We start from the raw sequence: 16754 nt of genomic DNA on the forward strand, positions 1-16754 counted from the left end.
CCGAGCGGGTACGCAAGGTGGTTCTGGATCAGGGATGTGCCCACGGTGTAGCGGACCAGCACGAACATGCGGCTGTGCGTACGCAACACAGAGATGACCTCCCCCGTCGTCCGGCGCCAGATCTGGGACTCGACCTCTACATCCGGAGAGGAGTCATCTCCCCGGCCGACCATGGCCAGGACGAAAACGCCGACGGCCAGCCCAACGCTTAGTACCAGCACTATCGCCGACATCGGCCCATGCCCTTCGTGCGGAGAATCGCGATCGCGATTCCTCGGCGACCGCCAGATGGCAGCAGCCGTCGGACAATCTGCCGACTGCGACTGCGTCGAAGGCCTGCACCCATTGGGCAGCTCATGACATACGTCCTTCCGCCTGATCCGGGCGGTTGCGCAAGGGCTGGCATGGTCACTCCTTCAAGCCACGCTGCCAGCGGCCTCGGTCCGCTGGTTTCGAGTGTCCATCGGCACTAGCGTGGAGGGCGCGGACTAATTGCGTGATCTGGGCGGCAACGACGGGATTTCGTGGTCCTCGCAAGTTGGGATGCAAATTTCGGCATGCGGCCGTCGCTCTTCTGCAACCATTCGTGCGTGGACGAGCAACTACGCATCCTGATCGCCGCAGCGCTGGCACGGGTGATCGAGCCGGCACTGGTGCAGCACTTTCCCTCCGCAACGGTGGTCGTCGCGACAACCCGGGGCGAGGTCGAGCATGCGGTCCAGCGCCGACCACGCTTCGACGTCGTTATCTCCGACCTGCTCTGGAACTCGAGCGCCGAGTACACATTCGACGGGCTCGACGTGTTGGGCATCCTTCGAGCTGCTGATCGGGAGTCGCCGGTCATCATCGCTACGCAAGGCCACACCGCCGAGCAGGACCACCTCGACGAAGCGGTCGAGCGCGACATCGTCTGGGGCGTGTTCCGGAAGTCGGGTGGCCCGGCGCTGCTACTCGATGCCGTTGAGCGGGTTGGTCGCGGCGAGCGGCTCCCCACGGTGGCCTTCCCGACAGGTGCCAGCCGCACCAGCCTGCCCCGGATCCACACATACTTCGCCACAACGAGAGGTCGGACCGCCGCGCGAATGGCAGGTGCTATCGCGTCTGGCCGTGCCATCAGCCACAAGACGCTCGCTGAGGTCGCCAGGGTCGAATACGACACGGCGTCGAAGATAGGCCGAGAGTACCTAGGCGACCTGATTTGCCGCCGAGGCGAGCACATCTCGAATCAACTGCCGGCGCACGTGCCGGCACCCGTTGTGTACCGGTGGTGTGGTGAACACGCGCGCTACATCCTCAGCTGGTGTCGTCGCAACGGACAGACAGACGTTGCCACACGAGCGATCCCACTTCCGCACAACGACCAGTTTGGAAATGACGCATCCGGACTCGGACGGGCCGGGCGGGCGGACGATCGGTGATCCTCCAAATCGCCTGAATGTCGCTTCTGCGGATGGCGCCTTTGCAAGCGGGCGGCTCGGGCGTAGCGTCGTTGAGAGTTGTGACAGGCATTGCGTGGGCCTAGGTCCGGCGGGTTTCGCTTGGCGGAGCCCTTGGTCGGGTGACCGCGTCTGGCGTCTCCGCTGACAGAGGCACTCATGAAGCGAACAGAAACCTCGTGCGACCCTTCGGTACGACCTCGACGCCCGCTGGTCGGCCTCGTCGCGCTGCTAGCCGTACTCGTCCTGGCAGTCGGCTGCGGCCCCGGATCGGACAGTGGCGGATCGGCTTCGTCGGCACCTGCGACGCAACCGGCGTCGAGCGGTTCGGCCGCTCCCGCCGGTGGGTCGATGGTGGAGATCAAGGACTTCATGTTCACGCCGATGACCTTGACCGTCGCGGTCGGTAGCACGGTGACCTGGAAGTTCGACGACTCGACGCAGCACACCGTCACGGCCGATGACAACTCGTTCGCGTCAACGCCGATGTCGAACGGCCAGACCTTCACCCACACCTTCAGCGCCGCCGGCACGGTGGCCTACCACTGCTCCATCCACCCGGAAATGACCGGCACCATCACCGTGAAGTAGTCCGCTGGTCGAATACTCCATGGAGGTGGCGTACGCCGGGGAGCCAAGCCCCGGCGTAAGCCACCTCGTCACGTCAGCAGCTCAGCGGACTGTCGATGCCTGCGTGATGATCTGGCGCAGGTCGGCAGGCAGCCGGTCCTGCACTGTGGAGCCGCTCGCCCTCTTCGCCGCGGCACCGGCCGCCGGGGTCGGGTCTGGCTGCGGAACCGGATCGCACTGGACGTCGGAACGCTTACCGGGGAGCCGCGCCGGCAACGCGCCGGTCAGCAGGTACGTCGCGATCCGGTCGTCTGTGCACGACACGCCTGACAGCGAGCCGGCATGCGTCGTACCACCGACGCCCTCGATCAGCACCGACCGCGGGTAGCGCTTGCGTACCTCGATCGCACCCGCCCACGGCGTGGCCGCGTCGTTGGTCTCCTCGATGAGCAGCACGCCCGGAACCCGCGCGCCGTTGACCTTGGTCGGCTTGCCCACGCGCCCGGGCCAGTGGCGGCAGGGTGCGTTGTACCAGGCGTTGTTCCAGGTCAGGAACGGCGAGGTCCGGTGCAGCGCCCAGTTGTCCCTGGCCCACTTGCTCCAGGCCAGCGGCCACTGCACGTCGGTGCACTGGACGGCCAGGTAGTTGGCGTAGTTGTTGTCCGCGCCCGGACCGGTCGGATCGCCGTAGGCGTCGCGGGCCGGGCCCAGGTCGCCGGCCTTAGCGGCTGCGAACACCTGAGCGACGTCCTCCCATCCGAAGACGTAGTAGGCCGCCCCGATGAAGATGTCGTTCCACTCGTCCGGGCCGAGCGTGCCGAAGGGATGCCGACGCAACTGCTGCTGGATGGAGTAGTAGAGGTCCTCGATCGCTGCGCCGTCGGTACCGAGGTGGTAGACGTCGTCGTGCTTGGCGAGCCAGTCGAAGTAGATCTTGATGTTCTTGTCGAACTGGATGTCCTGGTTGAGGTTGGCCTCGTACCAGACGTCGGCCGGGTTGACGACACCGTCCCAGACCATCCGACGGACCCGGTCGGGGTGCAGCGTGCTGTAGACCTGGCCGAGGTAGGTGCCGTAGGAGAAGCCGTAGTAGTTGATCTTGTCGGCACCGAGCGCCTTGCGGATGCTCTCCATGTCGTTGACCCAGTCGGTCGTCTTCACATGGTCGAGCAGGGCGCCGCCGGCGGCACCGCAGTCGCGGGCGTACTGGCGGGTCTTGTTCCACCATGCCCGCAGCAGCGCAGTCGTCTGGGGGACGTAATAGGGCCGAGGGCCGCCGAAGTAGTCGCCGTCGCAGCTCAGCGAGGGTTGGCTGGAGCCGACGCCGCGGCCGTCGAAGCCGATCCAGTCGTACGGGTCGCCGGCATTGTTGGGCACGGACTCTCCGAGCCGCGCCAGGCCCAGCCCGGAAGCGCCCGGGCCACCCGGGTTGACCAGCATGACGCCCTGGGCGTTCGCGTCGGAGGTCTTGTGCAGGATCCGCGAGACCGCGATCTTGATCTTTGCCGCCCGCGGCTTGGCATAGTCCAGCGGCACGGTCAGCAGGCCGCACCGCGCGCCGGCGTTCTGCAGCGAGGCGCTGGCGCACTGGCCCCAGACGATCGGCGGCGGCGTGTACCCGGGTGCGTGGCTTTGCGTCGCGTCCCGCGCTGTGGTGCCGGCGGCTGCGGTACCGACGCCGGGCGAGGAGGCGAAGCCCCCCACCAGCATCCCGACAGCGGCTACCGTCGTGACCAGCTTCTTCATCGAGAGTCCTCCTCCGTGTCCCTGTCACCGATGAGGCGATCAGCCCTGAGGCCCACATTTGCCGATCGGGCCGGGCCGGGGAAGTCCTGGCGCGGAAAGATCTCCCGGTGGCACCGGGAGTTCAGCGGCAGCCGCATCAACACACGGGCTGAGAGGGGTGGTCAGGTCGTAGTGGCGGCATCTTCGGCTTGGCGGTCCCAGCCGTGGAAGTGGGAGTGGTCGCCGGCTGTCCAGGCTTCGCGGAGGCCGGGCGTGCCCAGGTCCCAGTCGGGGCGGATTTCGGCCGAGGCGGCGCGGAGGTCTCGCCAGAGGTCGTCGATGGAGGGACGGCCCCAGAACCAGTAGCCGTTGTAGATGCTGTGGATGACCAGGCCCGGCTTGAGGACGAAGGTGTACGGGATCATCGGGTCGTTGTCGGGATCGGTGTACTCCTGGATGTCGAGATCCTTCTGGATCGTTCGGCCGGGGTCGGACAGGAACGGCCAGAAGGCGCCGACCGACGCGCGGAACTCTTGCAGCGTGTGGTGCTCGTCCGTCGAGATCGTGACGATCTGGGTGTACGCCACCGCGAGCTTCGGCTGGATCGCCGCCAGGTCGAGGTGCTGCTGGTGCTCCTTGGGGCAGTAGTGCCCGCGCGCCAACGTGAGGATCATCGGATCGTCCCCCTGGAGCTCACTGAGCGTCCGGACGGTCTCCGTGTGGTCGGGCAGCGCGTAGTCGGGAAAGACTCCGCCGGGAGTGATATCTGAACGCATGGGATAGCCGCCTCTCACAGGACGTCGCAGGCGCGACGTCTGAACGTGTCATCGCCAACTGTCGTCGCGCTGAGCGGATTTCGCACCCGGGCATTCACTGGCCCCGGCCCTGGTCCGGGCGCGGCAGGTCAGGAGGCGTCGGGGTCAGGACGCGTCGCGCTTGGCCTGGCGGCGGGTGTTGGCGGCTCGGGTGGAGGCGTCTTTCTTCAGGCCGCCGGTGGTCTTGGTGGCGCGCGGTGGGCTGCTGGTCTTGGTGACAGAGCTGCGCGGTGGGCGGGTGGTGGCCTTGGGGGCGGCGGAGGTCGAGCGTGCGGCTTCGAGGCGTTCGGCCTTGAGTTCGGCGGCGGCTCGGTTGGCGGCTGCGGCTACCTCGCGGCTCACGCGGGCCAGGGACAGTTCGAAGAGTTCAGCCTTGTCGCGGTCTCGCTGGTTCTTCGGGTACGAGAAGCCGCGGCCGCCCCGGGGTGCGACTGCGGCGCTGGCACCTCGCCGGTAGTTCTTGACGTACTTCGTCCGCGCGCGCCGGATCCGTTGGTGCAGGTCCAGGAGTTCGTCTTCGTCGAGGCCCTTCAGGGCGTCGCGTTCGGTCTCCGCGACGAGCAGACGCTCAGCGTCTGTCAACGAGTTCAGCAGGCGCTGGTTCATGGATGCCTCCCGTGCAGCCGGATTTTCGAGCGTACTGGCTGTGACGATGCCCGTCGAGGGCAAGCCGGCGCGGGAGCATACTGGGACGACGGCCCGTCCTGGAGGTCATCGTGGTCCAGTCCTCAGTGCGAGCGCGGACCTGGGTGCGGGCTCAGCAACGGCCCAGGAGCGTGCTCTACCTCTCCTCCCCCATCGGGCTCGGGCATGCGCGCCGCGACCTGGCGATCGCGCGGGAGCTGCGCCGGCACCACCCCGACCTGCGGATCGACTGGCTCACCCAGCATCCGGTGACCAAGGTGCTCGAGGAAGCCGGCGAGAAGGTGCATCCGGCATCGACCTGGCTGGCCAACGAGTCGGCGCATGTCGAGGAGGAGTCCGGCGAGCACGATCTGCACGCCTTCCAGGCGATCCGGCGGATGGACGAGATCCTGGTCAACAACTTCATGGTCTTCAACGACGTCGTCGAGGACCGGTACTACGACCTGGTGGTCGCCGACGAGGCCTGGGACGTCGACTATTTCCTGCACGAGAACCCCGAGCTGAAGCGCTTCGGGTTCGCCTGGATGACGGACTTCGTCGGCTGGCTGCCGATGCCCGACGGCGGCGAGCCCGAGGAGCGGTTGGCCGCCGACTACAACGCGGAGATGCTCGAGCAGCGCAAGAGATACCGGCGGCTGCGCGACCGGTCGATCTTCGTCGGCAACCCGGACGACATCGTCGACGACGAGTTCGGTCCCGGCCTGCCGAAGATCCGCGACTGGACCGAGCAGAACTTCGACTTCGCCGGCTACGTCACCGGCTTCGAACCTCCCGATGAAGAAGAGTGCGCGCGCCTCAGGTCAAACCTTGGCTACCAGGAGGACGACCGACTCTGCCTCGTGACCGTTGGTGGTTCCGGAGTTGGAGCATCACTCCTGCGCCGCGTGCTGGACGCCGTACCGCGGGCTCGCCGGCTCGTCCCGGAACTCCAGTTCCTGGTCGTCTGTGGACCTCGGATCGACCCCAGGTCTCTGCCCAGCCGCCGTGGTGTGAAGGTTCGCGGCTACTTGCCCGAGCTCTACCGACACCTGGCCGCGTGCGACCTCGCGGTAGTACAAGGCGGTCTCACGACCTGCATGGAGCTCACGGCGAACCGCAGGCCGTTCCTCTACATCCCCCTTCAGAATCACTTCGAGCAGAACCTCCACGTTCGTCACAGGCTCGACCGGTACGGCGCCGGCCGCTGCCTGACGTATGCCGAAGCCCGTGACCCCGACGCGTTCGCCGAGGCAATCGCCAAGGAGGTATGTCGCGAGGTGGACTACCGCCCGGTCGAGACCGACGGCGCGGCGCGTGCTGCCGCGATGCTGGCGGAGCTGTTCTGATGCGCGCGCTGGCCCCGTCCACCAACGGGTACGTCGAGCGTGACGGCGTCCGCGTGTACTACGAGACGTACGGCGACGGGGATCCCACGGTGTTCCTGCTGATGCCGGACCTCATCGTGCAGTCGCAAGCCTGGAAGGCTCAGGTGCCCTTCCTCGCAAGGCACTACCGCGTCGTCGTGATCGATCCCCGTGGCAACGGCAAGTCCGACTCGCCGGGGAGTCCCGAGTTGTTCTCGACTCGCCAGTTCATCGATGACGCCTGGGCGGTGCTGGACAGGATCGAGGTGGAACAGGCCGTTCTGGTGGGCCTGTGCACCGGCGCCGGCCACGCGGTGATGATGGCCGCGGAGGCCCCGAGCCGAGTGCTCGGAGTGTGCGCGATCAACCCCGGCTTGGCCCTGTCGCCGCCGCATCCCTTCAAGGTCGCCCATGACTTCGACGCGGTACTGGACAGCGACGACGGGTGGAACAAGCTGAACCGTCACTACTGGCGGCGCGACTGGCCCGGGTTCGCCCGCTTCTTCTTCGGCGAGATGTTCCCCGAGCCGCACTCGACCAAGCAGTTGGAGGACTGCGTCACCTGGGCCTGCGGAACAACCGTGGACGCGATGCTGGCCGAGGCGGATGCCCCGGCCAGTACGCAGTACGACGCGGCTGACATCTGCGGGCAGGTGACTTGCCCGGTGCTCGTCATCACGGGATCCGAAGATCACTGCCAATCACCCGAGCGAGGCCGTAAGGTCACCGAACTGACCGGCGGCGACCTCGTCGTCATCGAAGGCGCCGGTCATCTCCCTCAGGCGCGCGACCCGGTCAAGGTCAATCTCCTGCTCCGCGACTTCGTCCGCCGAGTAGGTACTAGGCCCCGCACAACCTGAAACCCCGGAGAAATGAAGAAGCGCACCAGCAATTCGGCTGATGCGCGGAAAGTCGCTCGAAGATCTAGACCGGATGCAGCGGTCAGGTTTATCCTGACCAAATGCATAGAACAGACTTGAACACAGATCTCCCCTCAACCATAACATCAAACAATTCGGATCGCAAGTCCGCCGCTTCGGCCGGGACCTGGAGGCTCGGCGACCTGTCGGTGAACCGGCTCGGCTTCGGCGCCAAGCGCCTCGCCGGAAGCGGAAACGGCAGCGGCAGCGAGGGCACTGGAGCCGGCCGGGTGTCGGTCGCGGACCAGGAGCGGATGGTCGGGTTGTTGCGGCAGGCGGTGGAACTCGGGGTGAATCACCTCGACACGGCCGCGTTCTATCCGTCGTTCAAGCAGGATCGACCCGGCAATCACTTCAGCCCGCTGAATCCGAACGGGCCGAGCAATCAGTTCACCGGCCTGAACATGGCCAATGAGGTGATCCGAGAGGCGCTGGCGCCGTACCCGGACGACCTGGTGATCGCCACGAAGGTAGGGCCGCTCGAGGGTGGCCTCGCCCGGCCCGACCAACTCCGCGGACTCGTCGAGGAGAACCTCCGCCAACTCGAGCTCGACACCCTCGATGTGGTCTACCTGCGCCAGCACGGGCTCGACTCGATCGCCGAGCACTTCTTAGTACTGGCCGAGCTCCGCGAGCAGGGGATGATCCGGCACCTCGGGCTGTCGAACGTCCGGCTGCAGCACCTCGCGCAGGCTCAGGAGATCGCGCCGGTGGTCGCGGTACAGAACCGGTACGGCGTGGGGTTCGGGCGGGTCAACGACGAGATCCTCCGGGTCTGCGGTGAGCAGGGCATCGCGTTCGTGCCGTTCTTCGCCGTCACCGCCACCGGTCGCGAGGCCGGCGGTGTCGCCGCGTCCGACCCGGTGCTCGCCATCGCTCGCGAGCACGGAGCGACGCCTGCCCAGATCCGGATCGCGTGGACCCTCGCCCAGGGCCCGCACGTGCTGGCCATTCCCGGCACCGGCAACCCCGCCCACCTGACCGAGAACCTGGCCGCCGCCGACATCCACCTCTCCCCCGCCCAGCTAGCCACCCTCGACGCCAGCCCCAGCGAGTAGTCCGCAGGGTGATGCGGCCAGCCCGTTAGGCGCGCAGACTGAGCTGAGAACCCGCCTGTACTGCGGGTTGCATGCCAACTAGTTCGGGCAGTCGCCGCTGGGGAGGTAGCGACTGCCCGACAGGGCCCACTGAGGACGGGCCACTCACGGGGAGAGCGCTGACGGATCGGCAGTTTGCCGACCCGTTGGCGGAGCATCACCCAGAGGGAGGGCACAGCGATGACTGTGCGCACGAAGGGATCACCTCGCAGGCCGATGCTCGCCATCCTGGCTGCAGTCGCGGTGGTGGCGGTCGGCGGCTGCGACAGCGAGCCGTACTCAGCCGATCCGACCGCCCGCGGATCGGCGTCCTCATCGGCGTCGAGTACGCCGGGAGTGGCGCGGGATCTCGTCCGAATCCGCTACGAGGAGGTCACCGAGTCCGACGCCGGGGCGGTCGAGATCATTGCTGACGGCAACCGTAGGTACCGGATGACGGTCTACACCGGTCCGGAGGCCGGGTCATTCCAGGTGTGGGACGGAGGGACGATCCTGACCTACAACCCTCACGACGCCCCGAAGTACCAGCGACAGGAGCACCCCAGCCAGGACGAGTTCCCCAGGCCGACCTTCTTCTTCACCGAAGGGACGGAGGCGTTTCGCAAGACCTGCCCGAACGCCCGCCGGCTGGGCTCGAAGACGGTGCACGGCAGGAGCGCGGTGCGGTACGCCTGCGACAAGGTCGTGCCGGAACCAACGGCACCCGAAGAGCCCATGGACGCACGGGAGATCGCCTTGGACGAGCAGACCGGCCTGATGCTGGAGGACGGTCCGTACGTCCCGACCGAGGTGACCTTCGGCCCGCCGATCAAGGCCGACACCTTCTCCACCAGCCTGCCGCCAGGCGCCGCGGAGACGGAGACACCACCACCTGACGGTGAGGAGACGACAGAAGGCGCGCTCGGAGGTTTCCTGCTTCCGGCGGTCGGCGGCGGCCACCTCGACGCCGCGTCGTACCGGGGCAAGCCTGTTGTTGTGGTGACGGGACCTGCCGACGGGATCAGGACGGAGATCGCTCGGCTGTTGCCGATGACGGCCGGTGGCAGGAAGCCCGCGGTGATCGGACTGCTGATCGCGATCCCACCCAGCGACTGGAAGGGTTCGCTGCTGAATCCGGCCGATGTGACGGCCTTCGTGGACTCGGTCAACAAGACCTCAGGGCGGTTCGCGGTACCGGTCGGCATCGATGTCAAAGGGGCCGCCGGATATTCGATGACGGGCGGCATCCCGGAGATGCCGCCCACCGAGCCGGGCTACGAGACCTCGGTGGCGATCGCGATGGTGAACTCGATCGGCGACCTGGCCCGCGTCACGCTCGCCGACCAGGTCGACGACGCTCAGTTGCGCAACTGGCTGGCCGGACTCTCGTGATCAGGCGCCCCAGAAGTCGTCGTCGGCCTTCTGATCACCGGAGAAGAGCCATACCTCGACGATCTGACCGTCGGCCTCTGGGCGGCGCTCAACACCGGCCGCGGTCATCCGAACCCGTCACCCTAACTACCTGACCGGAAGAAGCCCTTCAAGGCATCGACCAGCACGTCCTGGGAGACCTGGTGGAACTGGCCGTCCAGCGCGGCCAGCCGGGCATTGGGGAGGGTGGCGGCAGTGGTTGCCACCGCGGACTGCATCCAGGCGGGGCTGCCGGTGCTGTGGATGGCGAGGGTTTCGGTGGAGATCTTGCTCAGCAGGTCCGTCGGGAGCGAACTGTCGCCCATCTGGAGGGCGTCGTAGACGAGGGTGGCCGCCATGGCTTCGAGGGCGGTCCACATGGGCGTGCCCTTGAAGCCGTCGACCATCTCCTGGGGCTGGCCGACTGCCTCGACCATGAAGAGTTCGGCGGCGCCGCCCGGGTTGCCGGTGGCGATGAACTCCCGGAGGCGCTCGAGGTAGCGATCCGGTGCCGGCGGCGCGCCCTCGACGCGGAACGGCGGCTCCATCACGGCCAGTTTGTCGAAGGGGACGCCTGCCGCGACCGCCCTGAAGAGCAGCATCACGCCCGACGAGTCGGCCGACGCGTAGATGGCGCCGGTCACTTCGCGGAGGGCCGCCAGGTCCTCGATCTCCCGCTCGACCGTGTACGGCGCGGTGTCGGTGCTGTCGCCGCGACCACGCCGGTCGTAGGTGACCACGGTGAAGTCCGGGGACAGCGCGGTCGCCAGCGGTTCGTAGTACGAGCGGTCGGTGAAGGCGCCGGCGATCAGGATCAGCCCGGGACCACTGCCGAAGGTGTCGGACGCGATCGAGGTGCCATCCCTGGAGCTGACCTTGTTCATGATGCTCGCCTTCCCATCAGTGCGGTGATCTTGCCAACGCGTCGAACGAGCACCTCCGACTTCGATCACCTTGCACTGTGACGTGGGTCACACCGAATCGCGACCCGCCCGGGATCTACCCCTACCTCGCCAAGCCACGTAGTGTTGGATTATGTATACAGACGAACGGTATGCCGTCGGCGCTCCTGTCGGCGTCCCGCCGCGGAAGCGAGGCTGATCCGCCATGCTGCTGCGTCAGCTCGAGTACCTCGTCTCGCTCGCCCGGGAGCGGCACTTCGCCCGCGCGGCCGACGCCTGCTACGTCTCCCAGCCGTCGTTGTCCGCCGCGATCCGCAAGCTCGAGCAGGAGCTCGACGTGCCGATCGTCCGGCGCGGCCGGCGGTTCGAGGGCCTCACCCCAGAAGGCGAACGAGTGCTCCTCTGGGCACAGCGGATCCTCGCCGAGCGGGACGCGCTCAGGCACGAGTTGTCGGTGATGCGAGGCGGTCTGACCGGCACCCTGCGACTCGGGGCGATCCCGACCGCGATGCCGGTCGTCTCCCTGCTGACCACGCCCTTCTGCGAGCGCCATACCCAGGCGCGCGTCACCCTGGAGTCGCTCTCGTCCCGCGACATCACCCAGAAGCTGGCCGAGTTCGAACTCGACGTGGCGATGACGTACCTCGACGACGACACCCTCGGCCAGGTCCGCAAGACCCCCTTGTACGAGGAGCGCTACCTGCTGCTGACTCCTGAGGACGGCGACCTCGCGGAGTTGCCGGTGGCAACGTGGGCGCAGGTGTCGGAACAACCCCTCTGCCTGCTGTCACCGCAGATGCGGAACCGCCGGATCATGAACGGCTACTTCACCGACGACGGCGTGACGGCCACGCCCGCGATCGAGAGTGACACCGTCAGCGGGCTGTACAGCCACCTCCGCGGCAACCACTGGTCGACGGTGATCTCGCACGCGTGGCTGCACATGTTCGGCGTACCGGCGGGCATGCGAGTGGTACCGCTGAAGAGCCCCGCGCACGGACCTCGCGTCGGCCTGGTGATCGCCGCGAGAAGCCCCGAGCCGGTCCTCGCCCGAGCGCTGCTGGACGTCGCCCGCCAGGCCGGGGTACACACCGCTCTGGACGAGTTGCTCGACGTCCATCTGATGAGTTCCGGCTGTTCCGCGCAGTTCAACTGATAGCGCGGCCCTATCCCGACATAGCCGGCAAGTCTTTGACCGCCATGAGCGGGGCGAGCACCGTTGACAGGGACGAAACCGCTTCAGACGAGGAGCTGCCCATCATGGCAAAGGTCCTGTGTGTGCTGTACGACGACCCCAGACACGGGTACCCCACCAGCTACGCGCGCGACGACATCGCCACCATCGAGTCCTACCTCGGCAGCCGTTCTGGCGCCTACATCACCGCCTGGCCGGCGCGGGCGCCCACTCGTAGTCCACCAGATAGCCCTGAGGAGCTCGCCCTGTAAGCGGGATCACGGTCGACGTAACCGGGATCACGTGAGACGCGGGCATAACCGGTGAGTACGGCTGGTTGAATGTATGCAGTAGCCAGTATTTCCAGAAAGTCTCCGGCGGCAGAGCCGGAGCGGAGAGGGAGAAATGATCTTCACCCGTAGGTTCGGCGCTCTGGCGGCTCGTCCGCAGTTCCCGGACGCACCGGAGCTGCAGCAGGAGCTGGACATCGACGTCGACCTGAAGCAGCACGACGACAAGGACGGCAACCAGCCCGCCGACGGCGACCGCACGCGCGAGACGACGGCCGCCTGACCCTCGCCCGAACGGGTGCTCCGGACAACTGTGTCGCAGCGACGGGACACCAGGAACTCCGGCTCCACGGCGGCGGACTCCCCGCGGAACGGAATTCCAGGGATCCGGAGCACCGGAAACAGGCGATTCACCCTCGGCACTTGGTAGACTGTCTACCAAGTGCCGACATGTTTTTCGGGAAGGACCTCATGACCACTATCAGCGCGGGCCCGGACTCCACCTCCGACTCCCCCGGCGTCCGGCACGTCAAGCGGCCGACGCCCCTGCGTGAGTCGGTCTACGAGGCACTCACGGAGATGATCATCGACGGCACCCTCGAGCGCGGCCGGCACCTCGTCGAGGTCGAGCTGGCCGGCATGCTGGGCGTGTCCCGGCAGCCCGTCCGGGAGGCCCTCCAGCGGCTCAACAACGAGGGCTGGGTGGACCTGCGGCCCGGTTTCGGCGCGATGGTGCACGTGCCCGCCGAGGACGAGGTCGACCAACTGCTCGCGGCCCGCGCGGCGCTGGAGTCGGAGTCGGCGCGCCTCGCCGCCCGCAACCCCGACAAGGACGCGGTGGCGAAGCTGAAGGACCTCTGCAAGATCGGCGCGAGCCTGCAGGAGTCCGGCGACATCGACGGTGCGGTTCGGACCAACGGCGAGCTGCACGGGCTGATCACCGAGATGTCGGGGAACCGCTTCCTGGTGGACTTCGCCGGCCAGGTGGACCGCCGGGTCCGCTGGTACTACACGCCTGTGGCGCCCGTGCGCGGCGCGGCCTCCTGGCGCGAGCACAGCCGACTGGTGAAGGCGATCAGCGACGGCGACGAGGACAAGGCCGCGCAGATCATGCGGGAGCACACCGAGCACACCCGCAAGGCGTACCACGACCTGCGGAGCGCCGCGGCGCCCGAGGAGGGCCTCGTCATCGAGAAGAAGACCACCCGGCGCCGCCGCAGCGCCGAGTGAACCACCTGTACTGCGGCGTACCGCAGTACAGGTGATCCACGAGGAGCCGGTCACTCGGCGGAGACCTCCTCCGCCACGGGGACCGGCTCCTTCGTTTCCGCCCGCTCGTCGCGATGGGACTTCACCAGGCTGGCGACGGCGGTGACGGTGAGCGTGCCGAGGATGATCGCCAGCGAGACCAGGATCGGGATCTCCGGCGCCCAGGAGACGCCGTGGTGGTGCAACGCCTCGAGGATCAGCTTGACGCCGATGAAGCCCAGTACGACCGACAGCCCGTAGGACAGGTAGACGAGCCGGTCCAGCAGGCCGCCGATCAGGAAGAACAGTTGCCGCAGGCCCATCAGCGCGAAGGCGTTCGCGGTGAACACCAGGTAGGCGTGCTGGGTGAGCCCGAAGATGGCCGGGATCGAGTCGAGCGCGAACAGCAGGTCGGTGGTCCCGATCGCGATCATCACGATCAGCATCGGGGTGGCGAACCGCTTGCCATCGACGCGGGTGGTCAGCCGGGCCTCGTGGTACCCCTCGGTGGTCGGCAGCACCTTGCGGACCTTGACCAGGACGATGTTCTCCTTGAACTCGTCCTCCTCCTTCGAGGTGGCCAGCTTCCAGGCGGTGAAGAGCAGGAACGCGCCGAAGAGGTAGAAGACCCAGTTGAAGTGCGCGATCGCCTCGGCGCCGATCGCGATGAAGATGCCGCGCATCACCAGGGCGAGCGCGACGCCGACCAGCAGCACCTTCTGCTGGTACTGCCGGGGGACGGCGAACCGGCCCATGATGATGATGAAGACGAACAGGTTGTCGACCGACAGCGAGTACTCCGTCAGCCAGCCGGCGAAGAACTCCCCGCCGGCCTCGCCGCCGGCGACCAGGGTCAGCCCGACGCCGAAGGCCAGCGCGATGCCGACGTAGAAGGACACCCACAGGGTCGCCTCGCGCAGGGACGGTTCGTGCGGCTTCCTCGCGACGATGAGGAAGTCCAGCACCAGCAGGGCCAGCAGGGCGGCGATGGTGATGATCCACGCCGACATCGATACGTGCATGAGCTCCTCCACTTGGATATGCGGCCGCCCGCGGCTGTTGATGGACAGACGCGGGCGGCTGAGGGGCAGACAGTGCTAGGCGGTGCGTTCCCGCCTCTTGCTGCGATGACGGTCGGTGGCCGCCTTGCGTTCGGCCAGTGAGTCGGCGAGCTCGACGTACTGCGCGACGACCCAGCGGGCGTACAGGTTGTGGTCCAGGATCCTCGGCCACCAATGCCGGCCGAGTTGTTCGTGCATCCAGATGAACCCGATCGCGAAGCCCATGCTGAGCAGGGCCCGGAACGCGAGGAACTTCCACGGTTCCGCCGGCAGCCCCGGCGTACCGGCCACGGTCCACTCGGTGACCACCGAGTGTGCCAACAGGGCGAGCGGGAACCCGATCGCCCAGTAGACCGCCGCCGGGGCGAACACGCCGGCGGGGATCCTGCCGAGCGCCAGCAGGACGGCGTACCCGGCTCCGAACAGTGCGAGTGGGATCGCCAGGCCGAGGCCGGTGACCAGCGCCCAGCCGATGGGCCGGCCGACAAACGCGGCCAACCCACCGGCGACGAGGCCGGCTGCGATTCCCACACTTGCGGCGGGCACGGAGAACTCCGCCAACTGCCGAACCTTCGCGCTGTCGGTGACAGTCATGGTCAGCCCACAACCACGCCGAAGCGAACCAGGCTGTAGAACAACATGCCCAGGTAGAACACCGCGCCGAAGCCGATGATCACGTTCCGGATCGGACCGGGCCGGATCGGTTTGGGCAGCAACTTGTTGTTCACCAGGAGCAACACGATGCAGTAGGCGCCCATCGCGAAGGTGGACAGGAAGGCGAGGATGTCCAGGATTCCCGCCGGACCGTCGGCCGGCCCGAACAGCAGGATCAGGATGCCGAAGGTGATCACACCCCACAGGAACCCGGCGTACAGACGCGACATCGAGAAGCGCTTGGCGCCCGGGATGAAGTAGTACGTCATGTCCGCCTGGCCCCGGGAGAACGAGTCGAACAGACCCAGAGTGGCGTTCAGGCCGATCAGGGCGATGAAGGCGAAGAACAGGGTGCCGAGGATCGGGCTGCCGGCCGAGGCGAAGGCGTCCGACATGGCCTTCAGCGCGGCCTCCCGGTCACCTCCCTCGATCAGCCCCGCCACGTCCGGATTCTCCCGGGCCGCCGACATGGCCAGCACGGTGAACGAGATCGTGACGAGCATCGTGATGCCCCAGAAGAGCAGCAGCGCGTCGAAGGTGACCCACTTGCGCCAGCCCTTCCACTTCTGCAGCTCCTCGGGGTTCTCGGTGTCGAACATGTAGCCCCGCGACGGCATCGACTCCGCCTCGTCCGCCGACCGCAGGCCGCGGATCTTCGGGATGTGGGCGCCCATGCCGGCCCCGCTGTCGCGCAGCTGCAGCGTGTACCACATCTGCTGCATGCCGGACGGGCCGGCGAAGGCGATCGATCCGACCAGGATCGGGAACCAGGCCTCCGACAACGCCTTGTCCGGCAGGAAGCCGAACGCGAACATGCCGGAGATGGTCTGGGCCAGGTCGTCCCAGCTGCCCACGATCGCCGCGATGATCGACGTACCGACCACCAGGAAGCCGATCAGCAGGCCGAGCAGCTTCTCCAGGAAGTTGTAGATCACCGACAGCATGCTGAACAGCACCCCGACGAAGACCAGCGCCACGCAGGCTGTGGCCTGCCATGGAATGCCGGTTATCTCCTCGAAGGCGGCCGCACCGGCCGAGAGGTGTCCCGGCCAGATGTAGATCAGGATCGCCGCGACGTAGAAGAACCACATCAACGGTTTGAACACCCGGGCGGCGCCGAAGAAGATGCTCTCACCGGTCGCCATCGCGTACCGGGCCATCTCCAGCAGCACGAACGCCTGCAGGGTGACACCGACCATGAACAGCCACCGGATGTCCGGACCGAACACCAGGACGAGCCGGGGCCACATGTAGGACTCACCCATGCCGACGCCCAGCGCGACCAGGAAGACGGTCGGACCGAGGATGTGCAGAGAGGGCGGTGCCTTCGGCAGCGCGCGGATCGGCATCGGCTCGAGTCGGCCTGCCTTCCAGACCCGTTCGGTGCCAACCGCTGACCTGGGCTCTTCGGGTACTTCAGAGGTCTTGCTTGTGACGTCCAAGGCGGACTCCTTAGATCGACGCCAGCTGACGGGACTTATCGCT

At 67.1% G+C, this 16754-nt stretch carries 17 protein-coding genes; 10 read left to right on the forward strand and 7 right to left on the reverse strand.

Annotation, left to right across the window (positions count from 1 at the left end; translation table 11 throughout):
• Positions 1-590: 590 nt before the first annotated feature.
• Complete coding sequence (locus EV648_RS41300) at positions 591-1418, forward strand: response regulator (RefSeq protein ID WP_199235140.1); 828 nt, start codon at positions 591-593, stop codon at positions 1416-1418.
• 369 nt (positions 1419-1787) lie between these two features.
• Complete coding sequence (locus EV648_RS45510) at positions 1788-2027, forward strand: plastocyanin/azurin family copper-binding protein (protein WP_199235141.1); 240 nt, start codon at positions 1788-1790, stop codon at positions 2025-2027.
• 81 nt (positions 2028-2108) lie between these two features.
• On the opposite strand, the gene EV648_RS41310 is transcribed toward EV648_RS45510, so the two are convergent.
• The 3 genes from EV648_RS41310 to EV648_RS41320 form a co-directional block, all read right to left on the reverse strand.
• A complete protein-coding gene (locus tag EV648_RS41310) occupies positions 2109-3752 on the reverse strand; it encodes an alpha/beta fold hydrolase (protein ID WP_132301766.1) in 1644 nt (547 codons plus the stop codon).
• A gap of 161 nt (positions 3753-3913) precedes the next feature.
• Positions 3914-4507: a redoxin domain-containing protein gene (locus tag EV648_RS41315; RefSeq protein WP_132301768.1), complete on the reverse strand. Its 594-nt coding sequence runs from the start codon at positions 4505-4507 to the stop codon at positions 3914-3916.
• Between the two features lie 144 nt (positions 4508-4651).
• A complete protein-coding gene (locus EV648_RS41320) occupies positions 4652-5152 on the reverse strand; it encodes a hypothetical protein (protein ID WP_132301770.1) in 501 nt (166 codons plus the stop codon).
• Between the two features lie 110 nt (positions 5153-5262).
• Here EV648_RS41320 and EV648_RS41325 point away from each other — a divergent pair, with 110 nt between their 5' ends.
• The 4 genes from EV648_RS41325 to EV648_RS41340 all read left to right on the forward strand — a co-directional run bounded on the left by EV648_RS41325 (position 5263) and on the right by EV648_RS41340 (position 9922).
• On the forward strand, positions 5263-6516 hold the full coding sequence (locus EV648_RS41325) for a glycosyltransferase (protein WP_132301772.1): 1254 nt from the start codon (positions 5263-5265) through the stop codon (positions 6514-6516).
• Positions 6516-7394: an alpha/beta fold hydrolase gene (locus EV648_RS41330; RefSeq protein ID WP_158294228.1), complete on the forward strand. Its 879-nt coding sequence runs from the start codon at positions 6516-6518 to the stop codon at positions 7392-7394. Before EV648_RS41325 ends, EV648_RS41330 begins: the two co-directional genes overlap by 1 nt.
• 209 nt (positions 7395-7603) lie before the next feature.
• Positions 7604-8512, forward strand: a complete 909-nt coding sequence (locus EV648_RS41335; RefSeq protein ID WP_241996110.1) for an aldo/keto reductase — start codon at positions 7604-7606, stop codon at positions 8510-8512.
• A 219-nt stretch (positions 8513-8731) separates the two neighbouring features.
• Positions 8732-9922, forward strand: coding sequence for a hypothetical protein (locus EV648_RS41340; protein ID WP_132301778.1), 1191 nt, complete (start codon positions 8732-8734; stop codon positions 9920-9922).
• A gap of 122 nt (positions 9923-10044) precedes the next feature.
• Here EV648_RS41340 and EV648_RS41345 read toward each other — a convergent pair whose 3' ends face one another.
• Positions 10045-10824 carry an alpha/beta fold hydrolase gene (locus EV648_RS41345; protein ID WP_132301780.1) on the reverse strand — a complete coding sequence of 260 codons (780 nt, stop codon included), beginning with the start codon at positions 10822-10824 and terminating at the stop codon, positions 10045-10047.
• Positions 10825-11047: 223 nt separating this feature from the next.
• On the opposite strand from EV648_RS41345, the gene EV648_RS41350 reads away from it, so the two are divergent.
• The 4 genes from EV648_RS41350 to EV648_RS41360 all read left to right on the forward strand — a co-directional run bounded on the left by EV648_RS41350 (position 11048) and on the right by EV648_RS41360 (position 13536).
• Positions 11048-11998, forward strand: coding sequence for a LysR family transcriptional regulator (locus tag EV648_RS41350; protein ID WP_132301782.1), 951 nt, complete (start codon positions 11048-11050; stop codon positions 11996-11998).
• A gap of 104 nt (positions 11999-12102) precedes the next feature.
• Positions 12103-12288 (forward strand): hypothetical protein, encoded by a 186-nt coding sequence (locus EV648_RS41355; protein WP_132301784.1) that lies wholly within the window; start codon positions 12103-12105, stop codon positions 12286-12288.
• A gap of 133 nt (positions 12289-12421) precedes the next feature.
• Positions 12422-12589, forward strand: a complete 168-nt coding sequence (locus EV648_RS43640) for a hypothetical protein (protein WP_199235142.1) — start codon at positions 12422-12424, stop codon at positions 12587-12589.
• 188 nt (positions 12590-12777) lie between these two features.
• The gene (locus EV648_RS41360) at positions 12778-13536 is read left to right on the forward strand and encodes a GntR family transcriptional regulator (protein WP_132301786.1); all 759 of its coding nucleotides are present in this window, start codon (positions 12778-12780) and stop codon (positions 13534-13536) included.
• Positions 13537-13586: 50 nt separating this feature from the next.
• Here the strand turns inward: EV648_RS41360 and EV648_RS41365 are convergent, their stop codons facing one another.
• From EV648_RS41365 to EV648_RS41375, 3 genes are all read right to left on the reverse strand, one after another.
• Positions 13587-14576, reverse strand: coding sequence for a TerC family protein (locus tag EV648_RS41365; protein ID WP_132301788.1), 990 nt, complete (start codon positions 14574-14576; stop codon positions 13587-13589).
• A 75-nt stretch (positions 14577-14651) separates the two neighbouring features.
• Positions 14652-15209: a hypothetical protein gene (locus EV648_RS41370; RefSeq protein WP_132301790.1), complete on the reverse strand. Its 558-nt coding sequence runs from the start codon at positions 15207-15209 to the stop codon at positions 14652-14654.
• Between the two features lie 2 nt (positions 15210-15211).
• Positions 15212-16711 carry an Nramp family divalent metal transporter gene (locus EV648_RS41375; protein WP_132301792.1) on the reverse strand — a complete coding sequence of 500 codons (1500 nt, stop codon included), beginning with the start codon at positions 16709-16711 and terminating at the stop codon, positions 15212-15214.
• Positions 16712-16754 lie beyond the last annotated feature (43 nt).

This window comes from Kribbella sp. VKM Ac-2568, assembly GCF_004345365.1.
In the GTDB taxonomy this organism is placed as follows: Bacteria; Actinomycetota; Actinomycetes; order Propionibacteriales; family Kribbellaceae; genus Kribbella; species Kribbella orskensis.

Coding starts and splice junctions, on each gene's coding strand:
- EV648_RS45510 (WP_199235141.1), top strand. CDS start 1,788: ATGGTGGAGATCAAGGACTTCATGTTCACGCCGATGACCTTGACCGTC.
- EV648_RS41310 (WP_132301766.1), bottom strand. CDS start 3,752: ATGAAGAAGCTGGTCACGACGGTAGCCGCTGTCGGGATGCTGGTGGGG.
- EV648_RS41315 (WP_132301768.1), bottom strand. CDS start 4,507: ATGCGTTCAGATATCACTCCCGGCGGAGTCTTTCCCGACTACGCGCTG.
- EV648_RS41320 (WP_132301770.1), bottom strand. CDS start 5,152: ATGAACCAGCGCCTGCTGAACTCGTTGACAGACGCTGAGCGTCTGCTC.
- EV648_RS41330 (WP_158294228.1), top strand. CDS start 6,516: ATGCGCGCGCTGGCCCCGTCCACCAACGGGTACGTCGAGCGTGACGGC.
- EV648_RS41340 (WP_132301778.1), top strand. CDS start 8,732: ATGACTGTGCGCACGAAGGGATCACCTCGCAGGCCGATGCTCGCCATC.
- EV648_RS41345 (WP_132301780.1), bottom strand. CDS start 10,824: ATGAACAAGGTCAGCTCCAGGGATGGCACCTCGATCGCGTCCGACACC.
- EV648_RS41350 (WP_132301782.1), top strand. CDS start 11,048: ATGCTGCTGCGTCAGCTCGAGTACCTCGTCTCGCTCGCCCGGGAGCGG.
- EV648_RS41355 (WP_132301784.1), top strand. CDS start 12,103: ATGGCAAAGGTCCTGTGTGTGCTGTACGACGACCCCAGACACGGGTAC.
- EV648_RS43640 (WP_199235142.1), top strand. CDS start 12,422: ATGATCTTCACCCGTAGGTTCGGCGCTCTGGCGGCTCGTCCGCAGTTC.
- EV648_RS41360 (WP_132301786.1), top strand. CDS start 12,778: ATGACCACTATCAGCGCGGGCCCGGACTCCACCTCCGACTCCCCCGGC.
- EV648_RS41365 (WP_132301788.1), bottom strand. CDS start 14,576: ATGCACGTATCGATGTCGGCGTGGATCATCACCATCGCCGCCCTGCTG.
- EV648_RS41370 (WP_132301790.1), bottom strand. CDS start 15,209: ATGACTGTCACCGACAGCGCGAAGGTTCGGCAGTTGGCGGAGTTCTCC.